Source organism: Streptomyces sp. NPDC088810, assembly GCF_044750305.1.
In the GTDB taxonomy this organism is placed as follows: Bacteria; Actinomycetota; Actinomycetes; order Streptomycetales; family Streptomycetaceae; genus Streptomyces.
The window spans coordinates 146,056-165,944 of the sequence record NZ_JBIVJQ010000006.1; the positions used below are offsets into that span (position 1 = coordinate 146,056).

Sequence of the window (19,889 nt, forward strand, 5' to 3'; positions counted from 1 at the left end):
CGACCATGACGTCTTCGACCCCTTCCAACCCCTCCGGCTCCGCGCGGCCCTCCCGGCCCTCCCTGCGGGACCGTGCCGAGGCGCTGCCCGAGGAGCTGCGGGAGGCGCTGCGGCGGCGGCTGGCCGGACGGGCCGGCGGCGCGGCACCGGCCACCCGGCAGGGCATCCCGCGCGCCGACCGGGACCGCCCGCTGCCGCTGTCCTTCGCACAGCAGCGGCTGTGGTTCCTGGACCGGCTGCGTCCCGGCGACCCCCGCTACAACAGCGCGGTCGCCGTCCGTCTCGCCGGCGACCTGGACCGCGAGGCGCTGGCCGAGGCCCTCACCGCCGTCGTGGCCCGGCACGAGGCCCTGCGCACCACCTTCGAGGAGACCGACGGCCGACCGGTGCAGCGCGTGCACCCCGCGGGACCGGTGCCTGTGCCGGTCCGGGACGCCGGTGACCTGGACGCGGACCTGCTGGCCGAGTACTCCCGCCCCTTCGACCTGCGGCACGGCCCCCTGCTGCGGGCCCTGCTGCTGCGCGAGTCGGCCACCGCACACGTCTTGCTGCTGACGGCGCATCACATCGTCACGGACGGCTGGTCCATGGGCGTGGTCCTGGACGAGCTGTGCACCGTCTACGACGCCCTCGCCCGCGGCACCCGACCGGACCTCGCCCCGCCCGCCACGCAGTACCCGGACTTCGCGGTGTGGCAGCGCGCCCAGCTCTCGGGCCCGCGCCTGGAGAGCCAACTCGACTACTGGCGCACGCAGCTGTCCGGCTCCGTCGCACCCGGGCTGCCCCTGGACCGGCCCCGGCGCGGCGAGGAGGCGGGGGAGGGCGCCGTCCACACCTTCACCGTCCCCGCCCGCCTCACCGCCCGGCTGCGCGACCTCGCCAGAGAACAGCACGGCACCCTGCACACCGCCCTGGTCGCCGCCACCCAGGCGCTGCTGGCCCGCTGGTCCGGCCAGGACGACATCACCGTCGGCTCGCTGACACCGGGCCGCTCCCGCACCGACCTCGAGCGGACCGTCGGCTTCTTCGTGAACACCGTCGCGCTGCGCACCCCGGTGGACGCCTCCGGATCCTTCCGCGACCTGCTGGCGAAGGCGGCCGAGACGGTGGGCGACGCCTTCGCCCACGGCGACACGCCGTTCGAGCGGGTCGTGGAGGCGGTCGGCGCACCCCGCGAGGCGGGCCGCAACCCGCTGTTCGACGTGATGGTCCTGCTGCACCCCGACCCGCCCGCCGCGACCGCCCCGCAAGGCCTCGCCACCAGCCCGGTCAGCGTGCCCCGGCAGGCGGCCACCTTCGACCTGAGCATCGAGTTCGTGCCGGACGGCACCGCCCTGACCGGTCTGCTGGAGTACCGCACCGACCTGTTCGACGCGGCCACGGCCGAGCGGCTGGCCGGACAGCTGCTGCGCCTGCTCCAGGGCGCCACCGACGCCCCGGACCGCCCGCTGGGCAGCCTGCCCCTGCTGTCCGAGGACGAGACACGGCGCATCGTCCACGACTGGAGCGCCGGCCCACACCTCCCCGTGGACGACACCCTCCACCCGGCCCTCTTCGAGCGCCGCGCCGCCCGCACCCCGGACGCCCTCGCCCTCGTCGCGGGCGGCGAACAGCTGGACTACGCCACGCTCAACGCCCGCGCCAACCGGCTCGCCCACCACCTCATCGCGCTCGGCGCCGGCCCCGAACAGCTGGTCGCGCTGCGGCTGCCGCGCACCGCCGACATGATCGCCGCGATCCTCGCCGTCTGGAAGTCCGGCGCCGGCTACCTGCCGCTCGACCCGGCCCTGCCCGAGGAACGCGTCCGGTACCTGCTGGACGACGCCCGCCCGGCCCTGGTCCTGGACGAGGCCGCCCTGCGCGCCGTACCCGCGACCGCCCCGGACACCGACCCCACCGACGCCGACCGGCGCGCCCCGCTGCACCCCGAGCACACCGCGTACGTCATCCACACCTCCGGCTCCACCGGCCGCCCCAAGGGTGTCGCCGTCTCCCACCGTGCGGCGGCGCACCTGCTGGCCGCCCACCGGGCCGGCTTCGTCGCCGAGGCGGGCGGCGGCCCGCTGCGGGTCGCGCTCACCGCGTCCTTCTCCTTCGACACCTCCCTCGAAGGCGTGCTGCTGATGGCCGACGGCCACCCGCTGCACCTGGTGGACGAGACGACCCGGATGGATCCGGCCGCCCTGGTCGAGTACGTCGTCCGGCACCGCGTCGACTTCCTCGACGTCACCCCGTCCTACCTGCGGCAGCTGCTGCCCGCCGGGCTGCTCACCGACCCCCGGCACCACCCACGGGTCCTCATGCTCGGCGGCGAGGCGGTCGGGTCCGCGCTGTGGCGGGAGCTGGCCGCCCACCCGGACGTGACCGCCCACAACTTCTACGGCCCCACCGAGTGCACGGTCGACGCGCTGTCCTGCCGGATCGACGGCGGCGACCGCCCGCTGGTGGGCCGCCCCCTGCCGGGCCTGCGGGCGTATGTGCTGGACGACCGGCTCCAGCCGGTACCGCCCGGCGTCGGCGGCGAACTGTACCTCGCGGGCGCCCAGCTGGCCCGGGGCTACACCGGCCGCCCCGGCCTGACCGCCGCCCGCTTCCTCGCCGACCCCTACGGGCCGCCCGGCACCCGCATGTACCGCACCGGAGACCTGGCCCGCTGGACCGCCGACGGCCGCCTCGACTACCTCGGCCGCGCCGACGACCAGGTCAAGGTGCGCGGCCACCGCATCGAGCCCGGCGAGATCGAGGCCGCCCTGCTCGCGCTGCCCGGCATCGCCGCCGCAGCGGTCGTCGCCGTACCCGACGCGCACGGCCACACCCGCCTCGCCGCCTACGTCGTGCCCGCGCCCGGCACACCCCGGCCCGCCCCCGCCGACCTGCGGGCGGCCCTGCGCCGGGTGCTGCCCGACGCGCTGGTGCCGTCCTCCTTCACCCCGCTGGACGCGCTGCCGCTGACCACCAGCGGCAAACTGGACCGCCGCGCCCTCCCGGCCCCCGACATCACCCTTGAGGAAAGGGGGTTCGTAGCCCCGCGCACCCCCGACGAGGAGACCCTGGCCGGCATCTGGGCCGAGGTGCTGGGGGTGGCCCGGGTCGGCGTCACGGACAACTTCTTCGAGCTGGGCGGCGACTCGATCCTGAGCATCCAGGCCGTCTCCCGGGCCCGCGCCGCGGGCCTGAGGATCGGTTCCCAGGACGTCTTCCGCCACCAGACGGTCGCCGACCTGGCCGCCGCCGCGTCGCGCCGCACCCCCGACCTGCCCACCCCCCGGCGCCCGCACGCGGACGGGCCCGCCCCGCTCACCCCCGTCCAGGAGTGGTTCTTCGCCACCCACGGCCCGCTGCGGCACTTCAGCATGTCGATGCTGCTCGACCTGCCGTACGACCTGGACGAGCGGGCACTGGAACAGGCACTGGACGCCCTGGTGGCCCGGCACCCCGCCCTGCGCACCCGCTTCAACCGCACCGGGGACACCTGGCGGCAGCACCCCGGCACCGGCCCGGCCACCGGACTGCTCACCCGCCACGGCCCCGGGACCCCGCCCGACGAGGCCGCCGAGGCCGCCCGCGCGGCCCTGGACCCGGCCTCCGGAGCCCTGTTCCGCGCCGCCCTGCTCACCGGTGGCAAACGCCCGCAACTCTTCCTTGCGGCCCACCACTTGGCGGTCGACAGCGTCTCCTGGCGGGTGCTGCTCGCCGACCTGGAACAGGCCTACCGGCAGGCGGCGGCGGGCGAGGAACCCCGCCTGGAGCCCGAGCACACCACGTTCGCCGACTGGGCGACCGACCTCGCCGACCGGGTCCGGGCCGGCGACCTGGACGACGACCTGCCGCACTGGACGGCGGAAACCGCGCTGCCGCGTACCCCGCTCCCCGTCGACCTCCCCGGCACCCCGCTCGCCGGATCCGTGCGCACCGTCCGCACCCGGGTGGACCGCGCCACGACCGAGGCGCTGCTGCGCCGCGTACCCGGGGTCTACCGCACCCAGGTCAACGACGTGCTGCTGAGCGCGCTGGCCCGGGTGCTGGCCGACTGGACGGGCACGGACCGGGTGACCGTCGCCCTGGAGGGCCACGGCCGCGAGGAAGACCTGGCCGAGGGCGCCGAACTGTCCCGCACCGTCGGCTGGTTCACCACCCAGTACCCGGTCACCCTCACCCCGGCCGGACCGGCCGACTGGGGGGCCACGCTCAAGTCCGTCAAGGAGCGGCTGCGGGCCGTGCCCCGCCGCGGCCTGAGCTACCAGGCGCTCGGCCACCTCGGCTCACCCCGGCCCGCCGCACGCGCCCTCGCCGAACTCCCGCTGCCCCAGGTGTGCTTCACCTACCACGGCCAGTGGGAGGCCCCCGGCGGAGGGGACTTCGCGCCCGTCGCCGACGTACCCGGCCGGGACATGGACCCCGGCGCGCCGCTGGACCACCTGCTCGACGTGTCCGCCCTCGTCGCCGACGGCGAGCTGGAGATCACCTGGCACTACAGCGACCAGGTGCACCGCTCCGGGACCGTCCGGGAGCTGGCCGAGGGCATGGTGCGCGCGCTCGCCGCCGTCGCCGAGCACTGCGCCCGGCCCGGCGCGGGCGGCCGTACCCCCTCCGACTTCCCGCTCGCCGGCCTCGACCAGGCCGGTGTCGACCGCCTGGCGGGCGACGGCCGGGACGTGGAGGACCTGCTGCCGCTCACCCCGCTCCAGGAGGGCATGCTCTTCCACCGGCTGGTCGGCGGACCGGACGACGTGTACGTCGACCAGGCCGCACTGCTGCTGGACGGGGTCACCGACCCCGACGCCCTCGCCGCGGCCTGGCAGCGGGTGACCGACCGCACACCCGCCCTGCGCACCTCGGTCGTGTGGGAGGACGTGCCGGTACCGCTCCAGATCGTGCACCGGCACGTCACCGTGCCGGTAGAGCAGTCGGACTGGCGGGACCTTGACGCGGAGGAGCGGGACAGGCGGCTGGACCGGCTGCGCGCCGACGACCTCGCGCGCGGCCTGGACCTCGGCACCGCACCCCTGATGCGGCTCACCCTGGTGCGGCTGCCCGACGACCGGCTGCACCTGCTGTGGACCAGCCACCACCTGATCCTGGACGGCTGGAGCCTGGCCCAGGTGCTCACCGACGTCTTCGAGGAGTACGCGGCCCTCACCGCCGGTGCCGAAACCCCGTCGCCGGTACGGCGGCCGTTCGCCGACTACGTGCGCTGGCTGGCCGGCCAGGACACCGGGGCCGCCCGCGCGCACTGGCGGAGCGTCCTCGCCGGGTTCGCCACCCCGACCCCGCTGCCCGTCGACCGCGTCCGGCGCCCGGGCCACGAGACCCGCTCGGGCCGCGTGCACACCGCCGGCCTGTCCGACGAGGTGTCCGCGCGGCTGGCCCGCACCGCCCGCGCGGCCGGACTGACCCTCGGCACGGTGGTGCAGGGCGCCTGGGCGCTGCTGCTGTCCCGGTACAGCGCCGAGCGGGACGTGCTGTTCGGGACCACCGTCTCCGGCCGCCCCGACGACCTGCCCGGCGTCGAGTCGATGGTCGGCATGTTCATCAACACCCTGCCCACCCGGGTCCGCGTGGACGGCGGCCGTAGCGCCGCCGCCTGGCTGCGGGAGCTGCAGGAAGAGCAGGCCGAGGCGCGGCGGTTCGCCGCGGTGTCCCTCGCCGAGCTGACCTCGTTCAGCGACGTGCCCGCCGGCAGCCCGCTGTTCGACAGCATGGTCGCGTTCGAGAACTACCCCTTCGACCAGGCCCGTTCGGCCGGTACCGGGATCCGTCTCACGGACGTCTCCGCCCGCGACGCCACCAACTATCCCCTCGTGCTGCGGGCCTACCAGGGCGAGCGGTTCGGCTTCGACCTCGGCTACGACCCCGAGCTGTTCGACGCGGCGACGATACGGTCCCTCGCCGACCGGCTGTGCCTGCTGCTCACCGAGCTGGCCGACGACCCGGACCGGCCGGTACGCGCCCTTGCCTGGACGACCGCCGAGGAGCGGCGGCGGATGCTGGCCGACTGGAACGGCACCGAGGAAGGCCGGCCCGTCGACACGCTGGACGCCCTGTTCGCCGCCCAGGCCGCCCGCACCCCCCACGCCGAGGCCGTCACCTGCGGCGACGACCGGCTCGACTACGCCACCCTGGACGCGCGGGCGGCCCGGCTCGCGCACCGGCTCGCCGAACTCGGCGCCGGACCGGAGACGTTCGTGGCCCTCGCGCTGCCCCGCTCCACCGACCTCGTCGTGGCGATCCTCGCCGTCCTCAAGACCGGCGCCGCATACCTGCCCGTCGACCCCGCGCTGCCCGCGGAACGCGTCCGGGACCTGCTCGCCGACGCCCGGCCGGTGACGCTGGTGACCACCCGGCAGACCGCGGTCGACACGGCCGTACCGGTCCTCCTGCTGGACGACCCCGGGGTCCGCGCCGACCTGGCCCGGCGCCCGGCCGCCGGCCCGGCCCGCCGCGCGCTGCCGGAGAGCCCCGCCTACGCCATCTTCACCTCCGGCTCCACCGGCCGGCCCAAGGGTGTCGTCGTCCCGCACGCCAACGTGGTCCGGCTGTTCACCCGCACCCGGCACTGGTTCGGCTTCGGCCCCGACGACGTGTGGACGCTGTTCCACTCCTACGCCTTCGACTTCTCGGTGTGGGAGCTGTGGGGCCCGCTGCTGCACGGCGGCCGGCTGGTGATCGTCCCCGAGGACACCGCCCGCTCCCCGGAGGACTTCCTGCGCCTGCTCGCCGACGAACAGGTCACCGTCCTCAACCAGACCCCCTCCGCCTTCTACCCGCTCAGCCGGGCGGACGCCGAACTCCCGGACGTCAGCGAGCGGTTGGCGCTGCGCACGGTGATCTTCGGCGGTGAGGCGCTGGACGTTACCCGGCTCGCCGACTGGTACGCCCGCCACCCCGACACCGCGCCCCGCCTGGTGAACATGTACGGCATCACCGAGACCACCGTGCACGTCACCCACGCCCCGCTGGACCGCCGGGCGGCCCGCGCCGGCACCGCGAGCCCCATCGGCACCGGCATCCCCGACCTGCGGCTCTACGTCCTCGACGGCACCCTCCAGCCGGTGCCGCCGGGTGCCGTCGGTGAGCTGTTCGTCGCCGGCGAGGGCCTGGCGCGCGGCTATCTGAACCGGCCGGGGCTCACCGCGACCCGGTTCCTCGCCGACCCGTTCGGGCGGCCCGGCACCCGCATGTACCGCACCGGGGACCGGGCCCGCTGGCGCGCCGACGGCACCCTGGAGTACCTGGGCCGCGCCGACCAGCAGGTCAAGATCCGCGGCTACCGCATCGAACCCGGCGAGATCGAGGCCGCCCTGCACCGCCACCCCGGCGTGGGCGCCGCCACCGTCGGCGTGTACGAGGACACCGCCGGCACCCGCCGGCTCGTCGCCCACGTCGTCGGCACCGGCACCGGCGGCCGTGCCGTACCGCCCCCGCCCGCCGCCGAACTCCGCGCCCACCTGGAGGCGTTGCTGCCCGCGCACATGGTGCCGGCCGCCTATGTGCCGATGCCCGCGCTGCCGCTCACCGTCAACGGCAAGCTCGACCGGCGCGCGCTGCCCGCGCCCGGCCCCGACGGCTTCGCCGCCGACGGCACCCGGACCCCGCCGCGCACCCCGGCCGAACGGCTGGTCGCCGCCGCGTGGACCGACGTCCTGGACACCGACGAGGTCGGCGCCGACGACGACTTCTTCGCCCTCGGCGGCGACTCCATCCTCGCCGTCCGCGTCACCTCACGGCTGCGCGCCGCCTTCGGCACGGACGTCTCACCCCGGCTGCTGTTCACCCACTCCACCGTGTCCGCCCTCGCGGCCGCACTGGGCGGCCCCCGGACCGGGGACACCGCCGACGCCATCCCGGCCGCCACGGCGGACAGCCCGGCACCGCTGTCGTACGCCCAGCAACGCCTGTGGTTCCTCGACCGGTTCGAGCCGGGCAGCACCGAGTACACCACCCTGTCCGTGCTGCGGCTGCGCGGCCCGCTCGACACCGCCGCCCTGCGCACCGCCCTGGACGGCCTGGTCGCCCGGCACGGGACCCTGCGCACCACGTTCACCGAACACGACGGCCAGGCCCGGCAGCTCGTCCACCCGGCGCGGCCCGTGGACCTCCCGGTGGACGACCTCCCCGACACCGGCGCCCTCGACGCCCTGCTGGACCGCGAGGCCGCCACCCCCTTCGACCTGGCCACCGGGCCGCTGTTCCGGGCCCGGCTGGCCCGGCTCGCCGCCGACGAACACGTCCTCGTGCTGGCCGCGCACCACATCGTCACCGACGGCTGGTCCACCGGCGTGCTGGCCCGGGACCTGGGCGAGCTGTACGCGGCGGCCCTGGAGGACCGCCGCCCCGACCTGCCCGAGCTGCCCGTCCGCTACACCGACTACGCCGCCTGGCAGCGCACCCGCGCCGAACGGGCCGAGGCCGAGCTCGCCCACTGGCGCCGGGCCCTGGACGGCGTCACCCCGCTGGAGCTGCCCACCGACCGGCCCCGGCCGGCCGTCCGCTCCCGCGAGGGCGCCCTGGTGACCTTCACCCTGCCCGCCGCGCTGACCGAGCGGCTGCGCGAGCGCGGCCGGGAGGCCGACGCCACCCTCTACACGACCCTGGTCACGGCCTGCCAGATCCTGCTCGCCCGCTGGGCGGGCCAGGAGGACGTCACCGTCGGCACCGTCACCGCGGGCCGCGAGCGGCCCGAACTGCACGACATGGTGGGCATGTTCGTCAACACGCTGGTGCTGCGCGCCCGGGTCCGTCCCGAACTGCCGTTCCGGGAACTGCTGGCCGAGGTGCGCACCACCGTCCTGGAGGCGTTCGCCCACCAGGAGGTGCCCTTCGAGCGGGTCGTGGACGCCCTCCAGCCCGAGCGGGACACCAGCCGCACCCCGCTGTTCCAGGTCATGGTCGCCCTGCACAACCTCGGAGCGGAGCTGCCCCGGCTGCCCGGCCTGGCGGTGGAGCCGGTGACGCCGCCGGTCCGCACCGCCACGTTCGATCTCGCCTTCGACTTCACGGAGACCGACGGCGGCCTGACCGGCTACCTGGAGTACAACACCGGGCTGTTCGACGCCGACACCGCCGAACGCCTCGCCGCCCGGCTGCGGATCCTGCTGGAGGCCGTCGCAGCGGATCCCGGGCAGGCCGTGGGCCGCCTGCCGCTGATGACCGACACCGAACGGCAGCAGGTGCTCCGGCAGGGGCAGGGCGCCAGGCTGTCCGAGCCGGACACCACCTTCCCCGCCCTGTTCGAGGCCCAGGCCGCCCGCACCCCGCACCACACCGCCCTCGCCGCCCGCGACACCACCCTGGACTTCGCCGCGCTGAACCAGCGTGCCAACCGGCTCGCCCACCACCTCATCGCCCAGGGCGCCGGCCCCGAGGACGTCGTCGCCGTACGGCTCCCGCGCACCTCCGACCTGGTGACGGCACTCCTCGCCGTCCTCAAGGCGGGCGCCACCCTGCTCTGCCTGGACCCCGGACTGCCCCGGGAGCGGCAGGACTTCCTGCTCGCCGACGCCCGCCCGCACACCCTGCTCACCGACCTCGAAACGGTGCCCTGGGACCGGCTGCCTGCACACGACCCGACCGACGCCGACCGCGTCCGGCCCCTGCTGCCGGGGCACACCGCCTACATCGTCTACACCTCCGGCTCCACCGGCCGCCCCAAGGGCGTCGCCGTCGAACACCGGCAGCTGGTCAACCTGTGCCACGACCACCGCGCGCACCTGCTCGCCCCGCACACCACCGACGGGCGGCGGCTGCGGGCCGCACTCAGCGCCTCCTTCTCCTTCGACACCTCCTGGGAAGGACCGCTTCTCCTCGCCCTCGGCCACGAGGTCCACCTGATCGACGAGGACGTACGCCTGGACCCGGAGGCGTTCTGCGCCCAGGTCGCCGCACACCGCCTCGACCTCGTCAACGTCACCCCGTCCTTCCTCCGCGAACTCACCGCCGCCGGCCTGCTCGCCCCCGGCCGCCACCACCCGCGCCTGCTGCTCGTCGGCGGCGAGGCCGTCACCCCCGCCGACTGGCGTGAACTCGCGCAGACCGAGCGGGACTTGGATGTCGCGGTGTACAACATGTACGGGCCCACCGAGTGCACCGTCGACGCCGTCTACGGCCGCTCCACCGACCGGCCCGACCACCCGGTCATCGGCCGCCCCGGCGGCAACCTGCGCGCCTACGTGCTCGACGGCGCCCTGCGCCCGGTGCCGCCCGGGGTGCCCGGCGAGCTGTACCTGGCCGGGGCCCAGGTGGCCCGCGGCTATCTGCACCGGCCCGGCCTCACCGCCGCCTGCTTCCTCGCCGACCCGTTCGGCGCGCCGGGGGAGCGGATGTACCGCACCGGGGACCGCGCCCGCTGGGACCGGGACGGGCTGCTGGAGTTCCTGGGCCGGGTGGACGAACAGGTCAAGATCCGCGGGTTCCGCATCGAGCCCGGCGAGGTGGAGGCCGCCCTCCTGGACCACCCGGACGTCGCCGACGCCGCGGTCGCCGCACGCGAACACGCCGGCCGGCTCATGCTCGTCGGCTATGTGGTGTCCGCCGGCGAGCGCCTCCCGTCCGCCGACGCCCTGCGCCTCGCCCTGCGCCGCACCCTGCCCGACCACATGGTGCCCACCGCGTTCGTCCCGCTGGCCCGCATCCCGCGCACCACCAGCGGCAAGACCGACCGCCGCGCCCTGCCCGCCCCGCCCGCACAGCCCGACAGCACCACCCCGTACGTCGCCCCCCGGCCCGGCACGGAGGAACGCCTGGCCGCGATCTGGGCGGAGGTGCTCGGCGTCGAACGGGTCGGAGCGCGAGACAACTTCTTCGCGCTCGGCGGCGACTCCATCCTGAGCATCCAGATCGTCTCCCGCGCCCGGCAGGCCGGCCTCGCCCTCACCACCAAGGACGTCTTCCGCCACCAGACGGTCGCCGAACTCGCCCTGCGGGCGAAGGACTCCGCCCCGCGCCCGGTCGCCGCGGAGGAGACGGGCGAGGCGCCGCTCACACCGATCCAGCACTGGTACCTGGACGGCCGCGACCCCGCCGAGCCGCTCCGCTTCACCATGACCCAGCGCCTCGAACTCGCCGCGGGCACCGACCACTCGGCACTGGGACAGGCCGTCGGCGCCGTCGTGGGCCATCACCCGGCCCTGCGCACCCGTTTCCGCCACACCGCCGAAGGCTGGCGCCAGGAAGCGCTGCCCGAGACGCCGGACGGCGTCTTCAGCCGCCACGACGCGGCCGGGCTGGACGACACGGCGCTGGAGGCCCTCGTCCAGCGGCTCACGGACCAGGCGCAGGCCGGCCTCGATCCCGTCGCGGGCCGGGTCGTCCGCGTCCTGCTCTTCGACCGGGGCCCGCAGCGGCCGGGACAACTGGTCGTCACCGCCCACCACCTGGTGATCGACGGGGTGTCCTGGCGCATCCTGCTGGCGGACCTGGCAACCGCCCACCGGGCCGCCGCGGCCGGCCGTCCCGTCGAGCTGCCCGCCACCGGCACCCCCTACGGCCACTGGGCCGCCCGCCTGGACCGGCACACCCGCTCCGGCGCCCTGGACGCCGACCTGCCGTACTGGACGCGCACCGGCGCGGCCCCGGCCGAACTGCCCGCCGGACGCCCCGGCCCGAACACCCACGGCACCGCCGCCACGCTCACCGTCACACTGGACGAGCAGGCCACCGACGCCCTGCTGCGGCAGGTCCCGGAGGCCTACCGCACCCAGGTCAACGACGTCCTGCTCAGCGCGCTCGGCCGCACCCTGGCCCGCTGGTGCGGGCGCGACACGGTCCTGCTCGGTGTGGAGGGGCACGGTCGCGAGGACCTGTTCGAGGACGTGGACCTCTCGCGGACCGTCGGCTGGTTCACCGCCGAGTTCCCGCTCGCCCTGCGCGTCACCCCGGACGCCGGCTGGCACGACACGCTCCGCTCGGTCAAGGAGCAGCTGCGCGCGGTGCCGCTGCACGGCCTGAGCCACGGCGCCCTGCGCCACCTGCGGCCCGACAGCCCGCTCACCGGCACCCCGGCCCCGCGGGTCGGCTTCAACTACCACGGCCAGTGGGACACCGGCGGCGCCGACGGGCTGTTCCGCGGCGCCCTGCCCCCGGCCGGCCGGGACACCGACCCGGACGAACCCCGCCCGTACCTGCTGGACATCACCGGAGTGGTCCAGCAGGGCCGGCTCGAACTCGGCTGGACCTACCCGGCGGCGGTCTACGACGAGAGCACGGTCCGCCGGCTCGCCGAGGAGATGCTCGCTGCCCTGCGGGACATCGTGGCGCACTGCGCCCGGCCCGGCACGGGCGGCCGTACCCCCTCCGACTTCGCCCTCGCCGATCTGACCCAGGACCAGCTGGACCGGCTCGTCGGCACCGGCCGGCACGTCGAGGACGTCCTGCCGCTCACCCCGCTCCAGTCCGGCATGCTCTTCCACGGCCTGGTGGACACCGAGCACGCCTACTTCGACCGTACGGCGGTACGGCTGTCCGGCGTCGCCGACCCGCGCGCCTTCGCCGCCGCCTGGCAGCAGGTCGCCGACCGCACCCCGGCGCTGCGCACCAGCGTCCACTGGCAGGGCCTGCCCCACCCGGTGCAGGTGGTCCATCACCGCGCCGAGCTGCCCGTCACCCACCTCGACTGGCGCGCCCTGACGCCCGCCCGGCGCGCCGAGGCCACCGAGCGGCTGCTCGCCGAGGACCGCGCGGCCGGCCTGGACCTCGGCACCGCGCCGCTGACCCGGCTCACCCTGGTCGCCCTGCCCGGCGACGAGGTGCTGCTGCTGTGGTCCACCCACCACATCGTCCTCGACGGCTGGAGCACCGGCCAGCTGCTCACCGAGGTGTGCGAGCGGTACGCCGCCCTGACCGGCGGCCCCGACCCGGCGCCCCCGGTACGGCGGCCCTTCGCGGACTTCCTGCACTGGCTGCGCGAGCAGGACGAGCCGGCGGCCGAGCGGCACTGGGCCGAGGCGCTGGCCGGGTTCACCGCCCGCACCCCGCTGCCGTACGACCGCACCCCCGCCGAGGCCCACCGCGCCCGGTCCGCCGCCGCCGTCCACCACGAGCTGGACGCGCGGGTCTCGGGGCGGCTGCGGGAGGCCGCCGCCCGCGCCGGGCTCACCGTCAACACCGTGGTGGAGGGCGCCTGGGCGCTGCTGCTGGCCCGCTACAGCGGCCGGGACGACGTGGTGTTCGGCACCACCGTCTCCGGCCGCCCGGCCGAACTGCCCGGCGTCGACGGCATGATCGGCATGTTCATCAACACCGTGCCGGCCCGGGTCCGGATACCCGCCGGACCGGTGCTGCCGTGGCTGCGTGACCTCCAGGACCGGCAGAGCGATGCCCGCCGCTTCGACTTCCTGGCCCTGCCCCGCATCCAGGCCGTCGGCGAAGTCCCGCCCGGCGAACCGCTGTTCGACAGCATGGTGGTGTTCGAGAACTATCCCGTGGACGAGTCGGCCACGGCCCGCACGGGCGTCCGGGTCGAGGAGGTGCGCGCCGACGACGCCACCACCTTCCCGTGGTGCCTGCGCGCCCACCTGTCCGAACGGCTCGGCTTCGACCTGGCCTACGACCCCGACCTGTTCGACGCCGGCACCGTCGAACGCGCAGCGGACCGGCTGGCCGCCCTGCTCACCGTCCTGGCCGACGGGTTCGACACCGACCTGGCCGCCCTGGACCTGCTCACCCCGGCCGACCGCGACCTGCTGGCCGCCTGGAACACCACCGCCCGCCCGGCCGACCCGCACAGTCCCGTGGACCTGTTCGCGGAACAGGCCCGCCGCACCCCGGACGCCCCCGCGGTCCGCGACGGCGACCGCGAGCTGTCGTACCGCCAACTGCACGCGTGGGCAGGCAGACTGGCCGTACGGCTGGTGGCGGACGGGCTCGCGGCCGAGGACCGGGTCGCGCTGCTGGTGGACCGCTCCGCCGAACTCGTCGTCGCCCAGCTCGCGGTGCTCATGGCCGGCGGCGCCTACGTCCCCGTCGACACCCGGGCCCCCGAGGAGCGCCGCCGCACCCTCCTCGCCGAGGCCGGCGTCACCGTCCGGCTCACCGCCGCCGACGTGGCCGCCGCCCGCACCGGCACCGGCGAGGGACGGACCCCGGCCGCCGACCCCGACCGCCTGGCCTACGTGATGTTCACCTCCGGCTCCACCGGCCTGCCCAAGGCGGTCGCGGTACGGCACCGGGACGTGGCCGCGCTCGCCACCGACAGCCGGTTCGCCGACGGCGTCTGCGCCCGGGTGCTGCTGCACTCGCCGGTGGCCTTCGACGCCGCCACCTTCGAGGTGTGGGCCCCGCTCCTCACCGGCGGCTGCGTGGTCGTGGCCCCGGGGGAGAGCGTGGACGCGGCCCTGCTGCGCCGGCTGGCCGCCGACGGCGGGCTGACCGCACTGTGGCTGACCGCCGGACTGTTCCGGCTGCTCGCGCAGGACGCCCCCGACTGCTTCCGGGGCCTGGAGCAGGTGTGGACCGGCGGCGACGTCGTGCCCGCGCAGGCCGTGCGCCGGGTGCTGGCCGCCTGCCCCGGCCTGACCGTCGTGGACGGCTACGGCCCCACCGAGACGACCACCTTCGCCACCTCCTGCGCCCTCACCGACCCGGCCGCCGTGCCGGACACCGTGCCCATCGGCGGGCCGCTGGACGACATCCGGGTGCACGTCCTCGACGCCCGGCTGCGGCCGGTGCCGCCGGGCTGCGCGGGCGAGCTGTACGTGGCCGGCGAGGGCGTCGCCCGCGGCTACCTCGGCCGCCCCGGCGACACCGCAGCCCGCTTCCTCGCCGACCCCTACGGTCCGCCCGGTGCGCGCATGTACCGCACGGGCGACCTGGCCCGGCGGCGGCCGGACGGCACCGTCGAGTTCCTGGGCCGCGCCGACGACCAGGTGAAGATCCGCGGCTTCCGGGTCGAGCCCGGCGAGGTCGAGGCCGCCCTCGCCGCTCACCCGGACGTCGTCGACGTGGCCGTGCTGGCCCGCGAGGACCGGCCGGGCGCCAAACGGCTCGTGGCCTACGTCGTCGGACCGGCCGGACAGGACGGCGAGGACCTGCGGGCCTTCGCCGCCCGCACCCTGCCCGACTACCTCGTCCCCACCGCCGTCGTCCCGCTCGACGCCCTCCCGCTCAGCCGCAACGGCAAGGTCGACCGGGCCGCCCTGCCCGCACCGGAGGCCCTGCCGGGGCGCACCCGAGTCGAGCCCCGCACCGAGGCCGAGCGCCGCACGGCCGCCGTCTTCGGCGAGGTGCTGGGCAGCGAACCGCCCGGCGTGGAGGACGACTTCTTCCAGCTCGGCGGCGATTCGATCCTCAGCATCCGGCTCGCCTCCCGCCTCGCCGAGGCCTTCGACACCGACCTCACCCCGCGCGCGGTGTTCACCCACCCCACACCGGCCGGACTCGCCCGCCTGCTCGGCGCACGGCAGGGCACCGGCCGGGCGGCGATCGCCCCGGTCGCCCGGGAGGGGGCCGCGCCGATGTCGTACGCCCAGCAACGCCTGTGGTTCCTGGAGGAGTTCGCACCCGGCGGCGCCGAGTACGTCACCGCGCTCGCTCTCCGGCTGCGCGGCACCCTGGACACCCGCGCCCTGCGGGCCGCCCTCGGTGCCCTGGTGGCCCGGCACGAGTCGTTGCGCACCACCTTCGACAGCGTCGACGGACACGGCGTCCAGCTCGTCCACCCGCCGCAGGACGTGCCGCTTCCCGTGCGCGACCTGTCCCGAGTGACAGCAGGTGAACGGGAGCCGGCGCTGCGGCGCCTGCTCGCCGAGGAGCGCTCCCGCCCCTTCGACCTGCGCGAGGGGCCGCTGCTGCGCACCGGTCTCGTCCGGCTGGCCGAGGACGAGCACGTGCTCACCCTCACCCTGCACCACATCGTCACCGACGGCTGGTCCACCTCGGTCCTGCTCGGCGACCTCGCCCACTTCTACCGAGCCGGACTAGGTGTCGTGGACGGCGAGTTGCCGCCGCTGCCGGTCCGGTACGCCGACTACGCGCACTGGCAGCGCACCGCCGGGGACACCGGCGCCGAGGAGCACCTCGCCTACTGGAAGCGGCACCTGGCCGACACCGCACCGCTGGACCTGCCCACCGACCGGCCCCGGCCGCCGGTGCGCACCAGCGCCGGCGCGACCACCCGGCTCGCGGTGCCCGCCCGGACCGTACAGGGGCTGACCCGGCTCGCCCGGGAGCACGGGACCACCCTGTTCACCACGCTCGTCGCCGCCGCCCAGGCCTACCTCGCCCGGCTCTCCGGCGCCGAGGACATCGCCGTCGGCACCGTCGCCTCCGGCCGCGACCGGCCCGAGACGCAAGGCCTCGTCGGGTTCTTCGTCAACACCCTGGTGCTGCGCTCCCGGGCCGAGGCCGGGCAGCCCTTCACCGGGTTCCTCACCGCCGTACGGCAGACCGTCCTCGACGCCTTCGCCCACCAGGACGTGCCGTTCGAACGGGTCGTGGACGAGGTGCAGCCGGTCCGCGACACCAGCCGAAGCCCCCTCTTCCAGGTCATGGTCGTCCTCCAGAACACCCCGGCCGCCGGGCTCGACCTGCCCGGCCTGGACGTCACCGACGTCGAACCGGAGTCGGAACAGGCCGCGTTCGACCTCACCGTGGAGTTCGCCGAGACCGGCTCCGGAGGGCTGCACGGCCTGCTCACCTACAACACCGACCTGTTCGACCCGGCCACCGCCGAACGGATGGCCGCCCAGCTCGGCACCCTGCTGGACGCCGTCGCCGAGGACCCGGACCGCCCGCTCGGCGCCCTCCCGCTGACCTCCGCCGACGAGCTGAAGACGCTGCTGGACCAGGGCCGGGGCACGTTCCGCCCCGTACCCGAGTCCACCCTGCCCGCCCTGTTCGAACGGCAGGCCGCCCGCACCCCGGACGCGCCGGCGCTGGTCGACGGCGACCGGGAACTGACGTACGCGGAGGTGGACCGGGCCGCCAACCGGCTCGCCCACCGCCTCCTACGGGACGGTGTCGGACCGGAGCGGGTGGTGGCCCTGGCGCTGCCCCGCTCGGCGGCGGCCGTCGTGGCCCAGCTCGCGGTCGCCAAGGCCGGCGGCGCCTTCCTGCCCGTGGACCCCGACTACCCCCCGCAGCGGAGGGAGTTCATGATCCGGGACGCGGGCGCCCACCTCGTCCTCGGCGACCCCGCCGAGGTCTGGGCCGCCGACGGGCCGGAGACGGCACCCACGGACACCGACCGCCCCACCGCCCTCACCTCCGCCCACCCCGCCTACGTCATCTACACCTCCGGCTCCACCGGCACCCCCAAGGGCGTGGTGGTCACCCACCGGGGCCTCGCCTCCTTCGCCGCGGCAGCCGCCGACCAGTACGAAGCCGGCCCCGGCGACCGGGTGCTGCAGTTCGCCTCGCCCAGCTTCGACGCCTCCGTGCTGGAGCTGTGCGTCTCCCTGCTGAGCGGGGCCGCGCTGGTCACCGGCGAGGAGGGTCCGCTGGTCGGGGAGCGGCTGGCGGAGGTGCTCGCCGAGCGGCGCGTCAGCCACGCCCTGATCCCGCCGGCCGCGCTGGCCACCGTACCGGCGGAGACCGCCGCCGCCCTGCCCGCCCTGCGCACGCTCATCGTGGGCGCCGAGGCCTGCCCGGCCGAACTGGTCGACACCTGGGCTCCCGGCCGCCGGATGATCAACTCCTACGGGCCCACCGAGGCCACCGTCGTCGCCACCTGGACCGGCCCGCTGACCCCGGGCACCGGCGCCCCGTCCATCGGCCGTCCCGCCGGCGGCACCCGCGTCCGCGTGCTCGACGCCGCGCTGCGTCCCGTACCGCCCGGCGTGACCGGCGAGCTGTACCTCGCCGGTCCCGGTCTCGCGCGCGGCTACCTCGGCCGGTCCGGACTGACCGCCCAGCGCTTCGTCGCCGACCCGTTCGGCGCGCCGGGGGAGCGGATGTACCGCACCGGGGACCTGGTCCGCTGGACCTCCGACGGCCGGCTCCGCTTCGCCGGACGCGCCGACGACCAGGTCAAGCTGCGCGGCTTCCGCATCGAACCCGGCGAGATCGAGAGCGCGCTGCGGCGCAGCCCCCTGGTGCGGGACGCGGTCGTCGTCGTCCGCGCCGAGGAGAACCCGGGCACACCGGCCCGGCTCGTCGCCTACGTCGTCCCGGCCGAGCCGTCCGCCGCCGGGCTGCCCGTCGGCGAACTGCGGCTGCACCTCGCCGGGTCGCTGCCCCCGCACATGGTCCCGTCCGTCTTCGTACCGCTCGACCGGCTGCCGCTCACCCCGAACGGCAAGACCGACCGGCGGGCCCTGCCCGCACCCGGGCCGGTGCGGTCCGCCGACGGCCCGCGGACCGCACCGCGCACCGACACCGAACGCCGGATCGCCCGCATCTGGGCCGATGTGCTGGGCATCGAGGAAGTCGGCGCCGACGACAACTTCTTCGCGCTCGGCGGCGACTCCATCCTGACCATGCAGGTCGTCTCGCGGCTGCGCCGCGACGGCCTGCACGTGGCCACCCGGGACCTGTTCACGCACCAGACCGTCGCCGAACTCGCCACCGTGGTCCGCACCGCGCCCCGCCGGACCGACGACGGCCCGGTGACCGGCGAGGTGCCGCTCACCCCGATCCAGTCGTGGTTCCTCACCACCCCCCGCGCCGCCCACCACCACTTCAACCAGTCGGCGCTGCTGGAACTCGACGGCACCCCCGACCCGCAGGCGCTGCGCGCCGCCCTCGACGCGCTGCTGGAGCACCACGACGCGCTGCGCATGCGGTTCACCCGAGAGGCCGACGGCTGGCGGCAGTTCAACCCGCCGCCCGCCGCCGGCCACGACCTCCTCGTCCGGTACGACCTGACCGGGCTGTCCGCCGAGGAGGCCGACGCGGCCATGGCGAAGGCCGCCGACGAACTGCACGCGAGCTTCGACCTGGCCCGCGGCCCGCAACTGCGCGCGGCCCTGTTCACCGGGGACGCCGGCCGGCCCGCGTTCCTCCTCCTCGTCGCCCACCACCTCGTGGTGGACGCCGTCTCCTGGCGCATCCTGCGCGACGACCTGGAGACCGCCTACCGGCAGGCCCTCCAGGGCGACCCGGTCACCCTCGGCGAGCGCGGCACCAGCTTCCGGGACTGGGCCCGCGGCCTCGCCGCGCACGTCGCCGAGGGCGGCCTCGACCACGAACTGCCGTACTGGGAACAGGCGGTGGACACCGAGGACGTACCGGCCCCGGCACCCGGCGCGGGCCCGGCCGCCACGGTGAGCGTGGAACTCGGCGAGGAGGACACCACGGCCCTGCTGCGCTCCGCGCCCACCGCCTACCGCACCCGGGTCAACGACGTGCTGCTCGCCGCCCTCGCCCTGGCGCTCGCCCGCTGGACCGGACGCGACCGGGTCCGCCTGGACCTGGAGGGCCACGGCCGCGAGGACCTGCTCGACGGCGTCGACCTCTCCCGCACCGTCGGCTGGTTCACCACCGTGTACCCGGTCGCCGTCCAGGTGCCCGACCCCGGCGACCTCGGCCCGGACCGCGACTGGCGGTCCCTGGTGAAGTCGGTGCGCCGCCAGCTGCGCGCCGTACCCGGCAACGGCATCGGCTTCGGCGCACTGCGCACCTTCGGCCCGCCCGAGGTCCGCGAACGCCTCGGCGGCGCCGCGCACAGCCAGGTGGTGTTCAACTACCTCGGCCAGTGGGACGCCCGCCCCGACACCGCCGACGGCGGCCTGGTCCGCGCCGAGCACGGCTCCTTCGGGCAGGACCACGACCCCCGCGACCCCGGCTCGCACCCGGTGGAGGTGGTCGGCGCTGTGCAGCACGGCCGGCTCGCCTTCACCTGGCACCACCGGCCCGGCGTCCACGACACCGCGACCGTGCGCCGGGTGGCCGAGGAGTTCGCCGAAGCCCTGCGCCGCCTCGCCCGGCACGCCCGGGGCTGCCGGTGACGACCGGCC

1 protein-coding gene is annotated in these 19,889 nt (G+C 76.0%); it reads left to right on the forward strand.

Features of this window, described 5'->3' with window-relative positions; all coding sequences use genetic code 11:
* Positions 1 to 5: 5 nt before the first annotated feature.
* Entirely contained in the window at positions 6 to 19,880 is a 19,875-nt protein-coding gene (locus tag ACIP4Y_RS20995; RefSeq protein ID WP_401395507.1) for a non-ribosomal peptide synthase/polyketide synthase, read from the forward strand.
* Positions 19,881 to 19,889 lie beyond the last annotated feature (9 nt).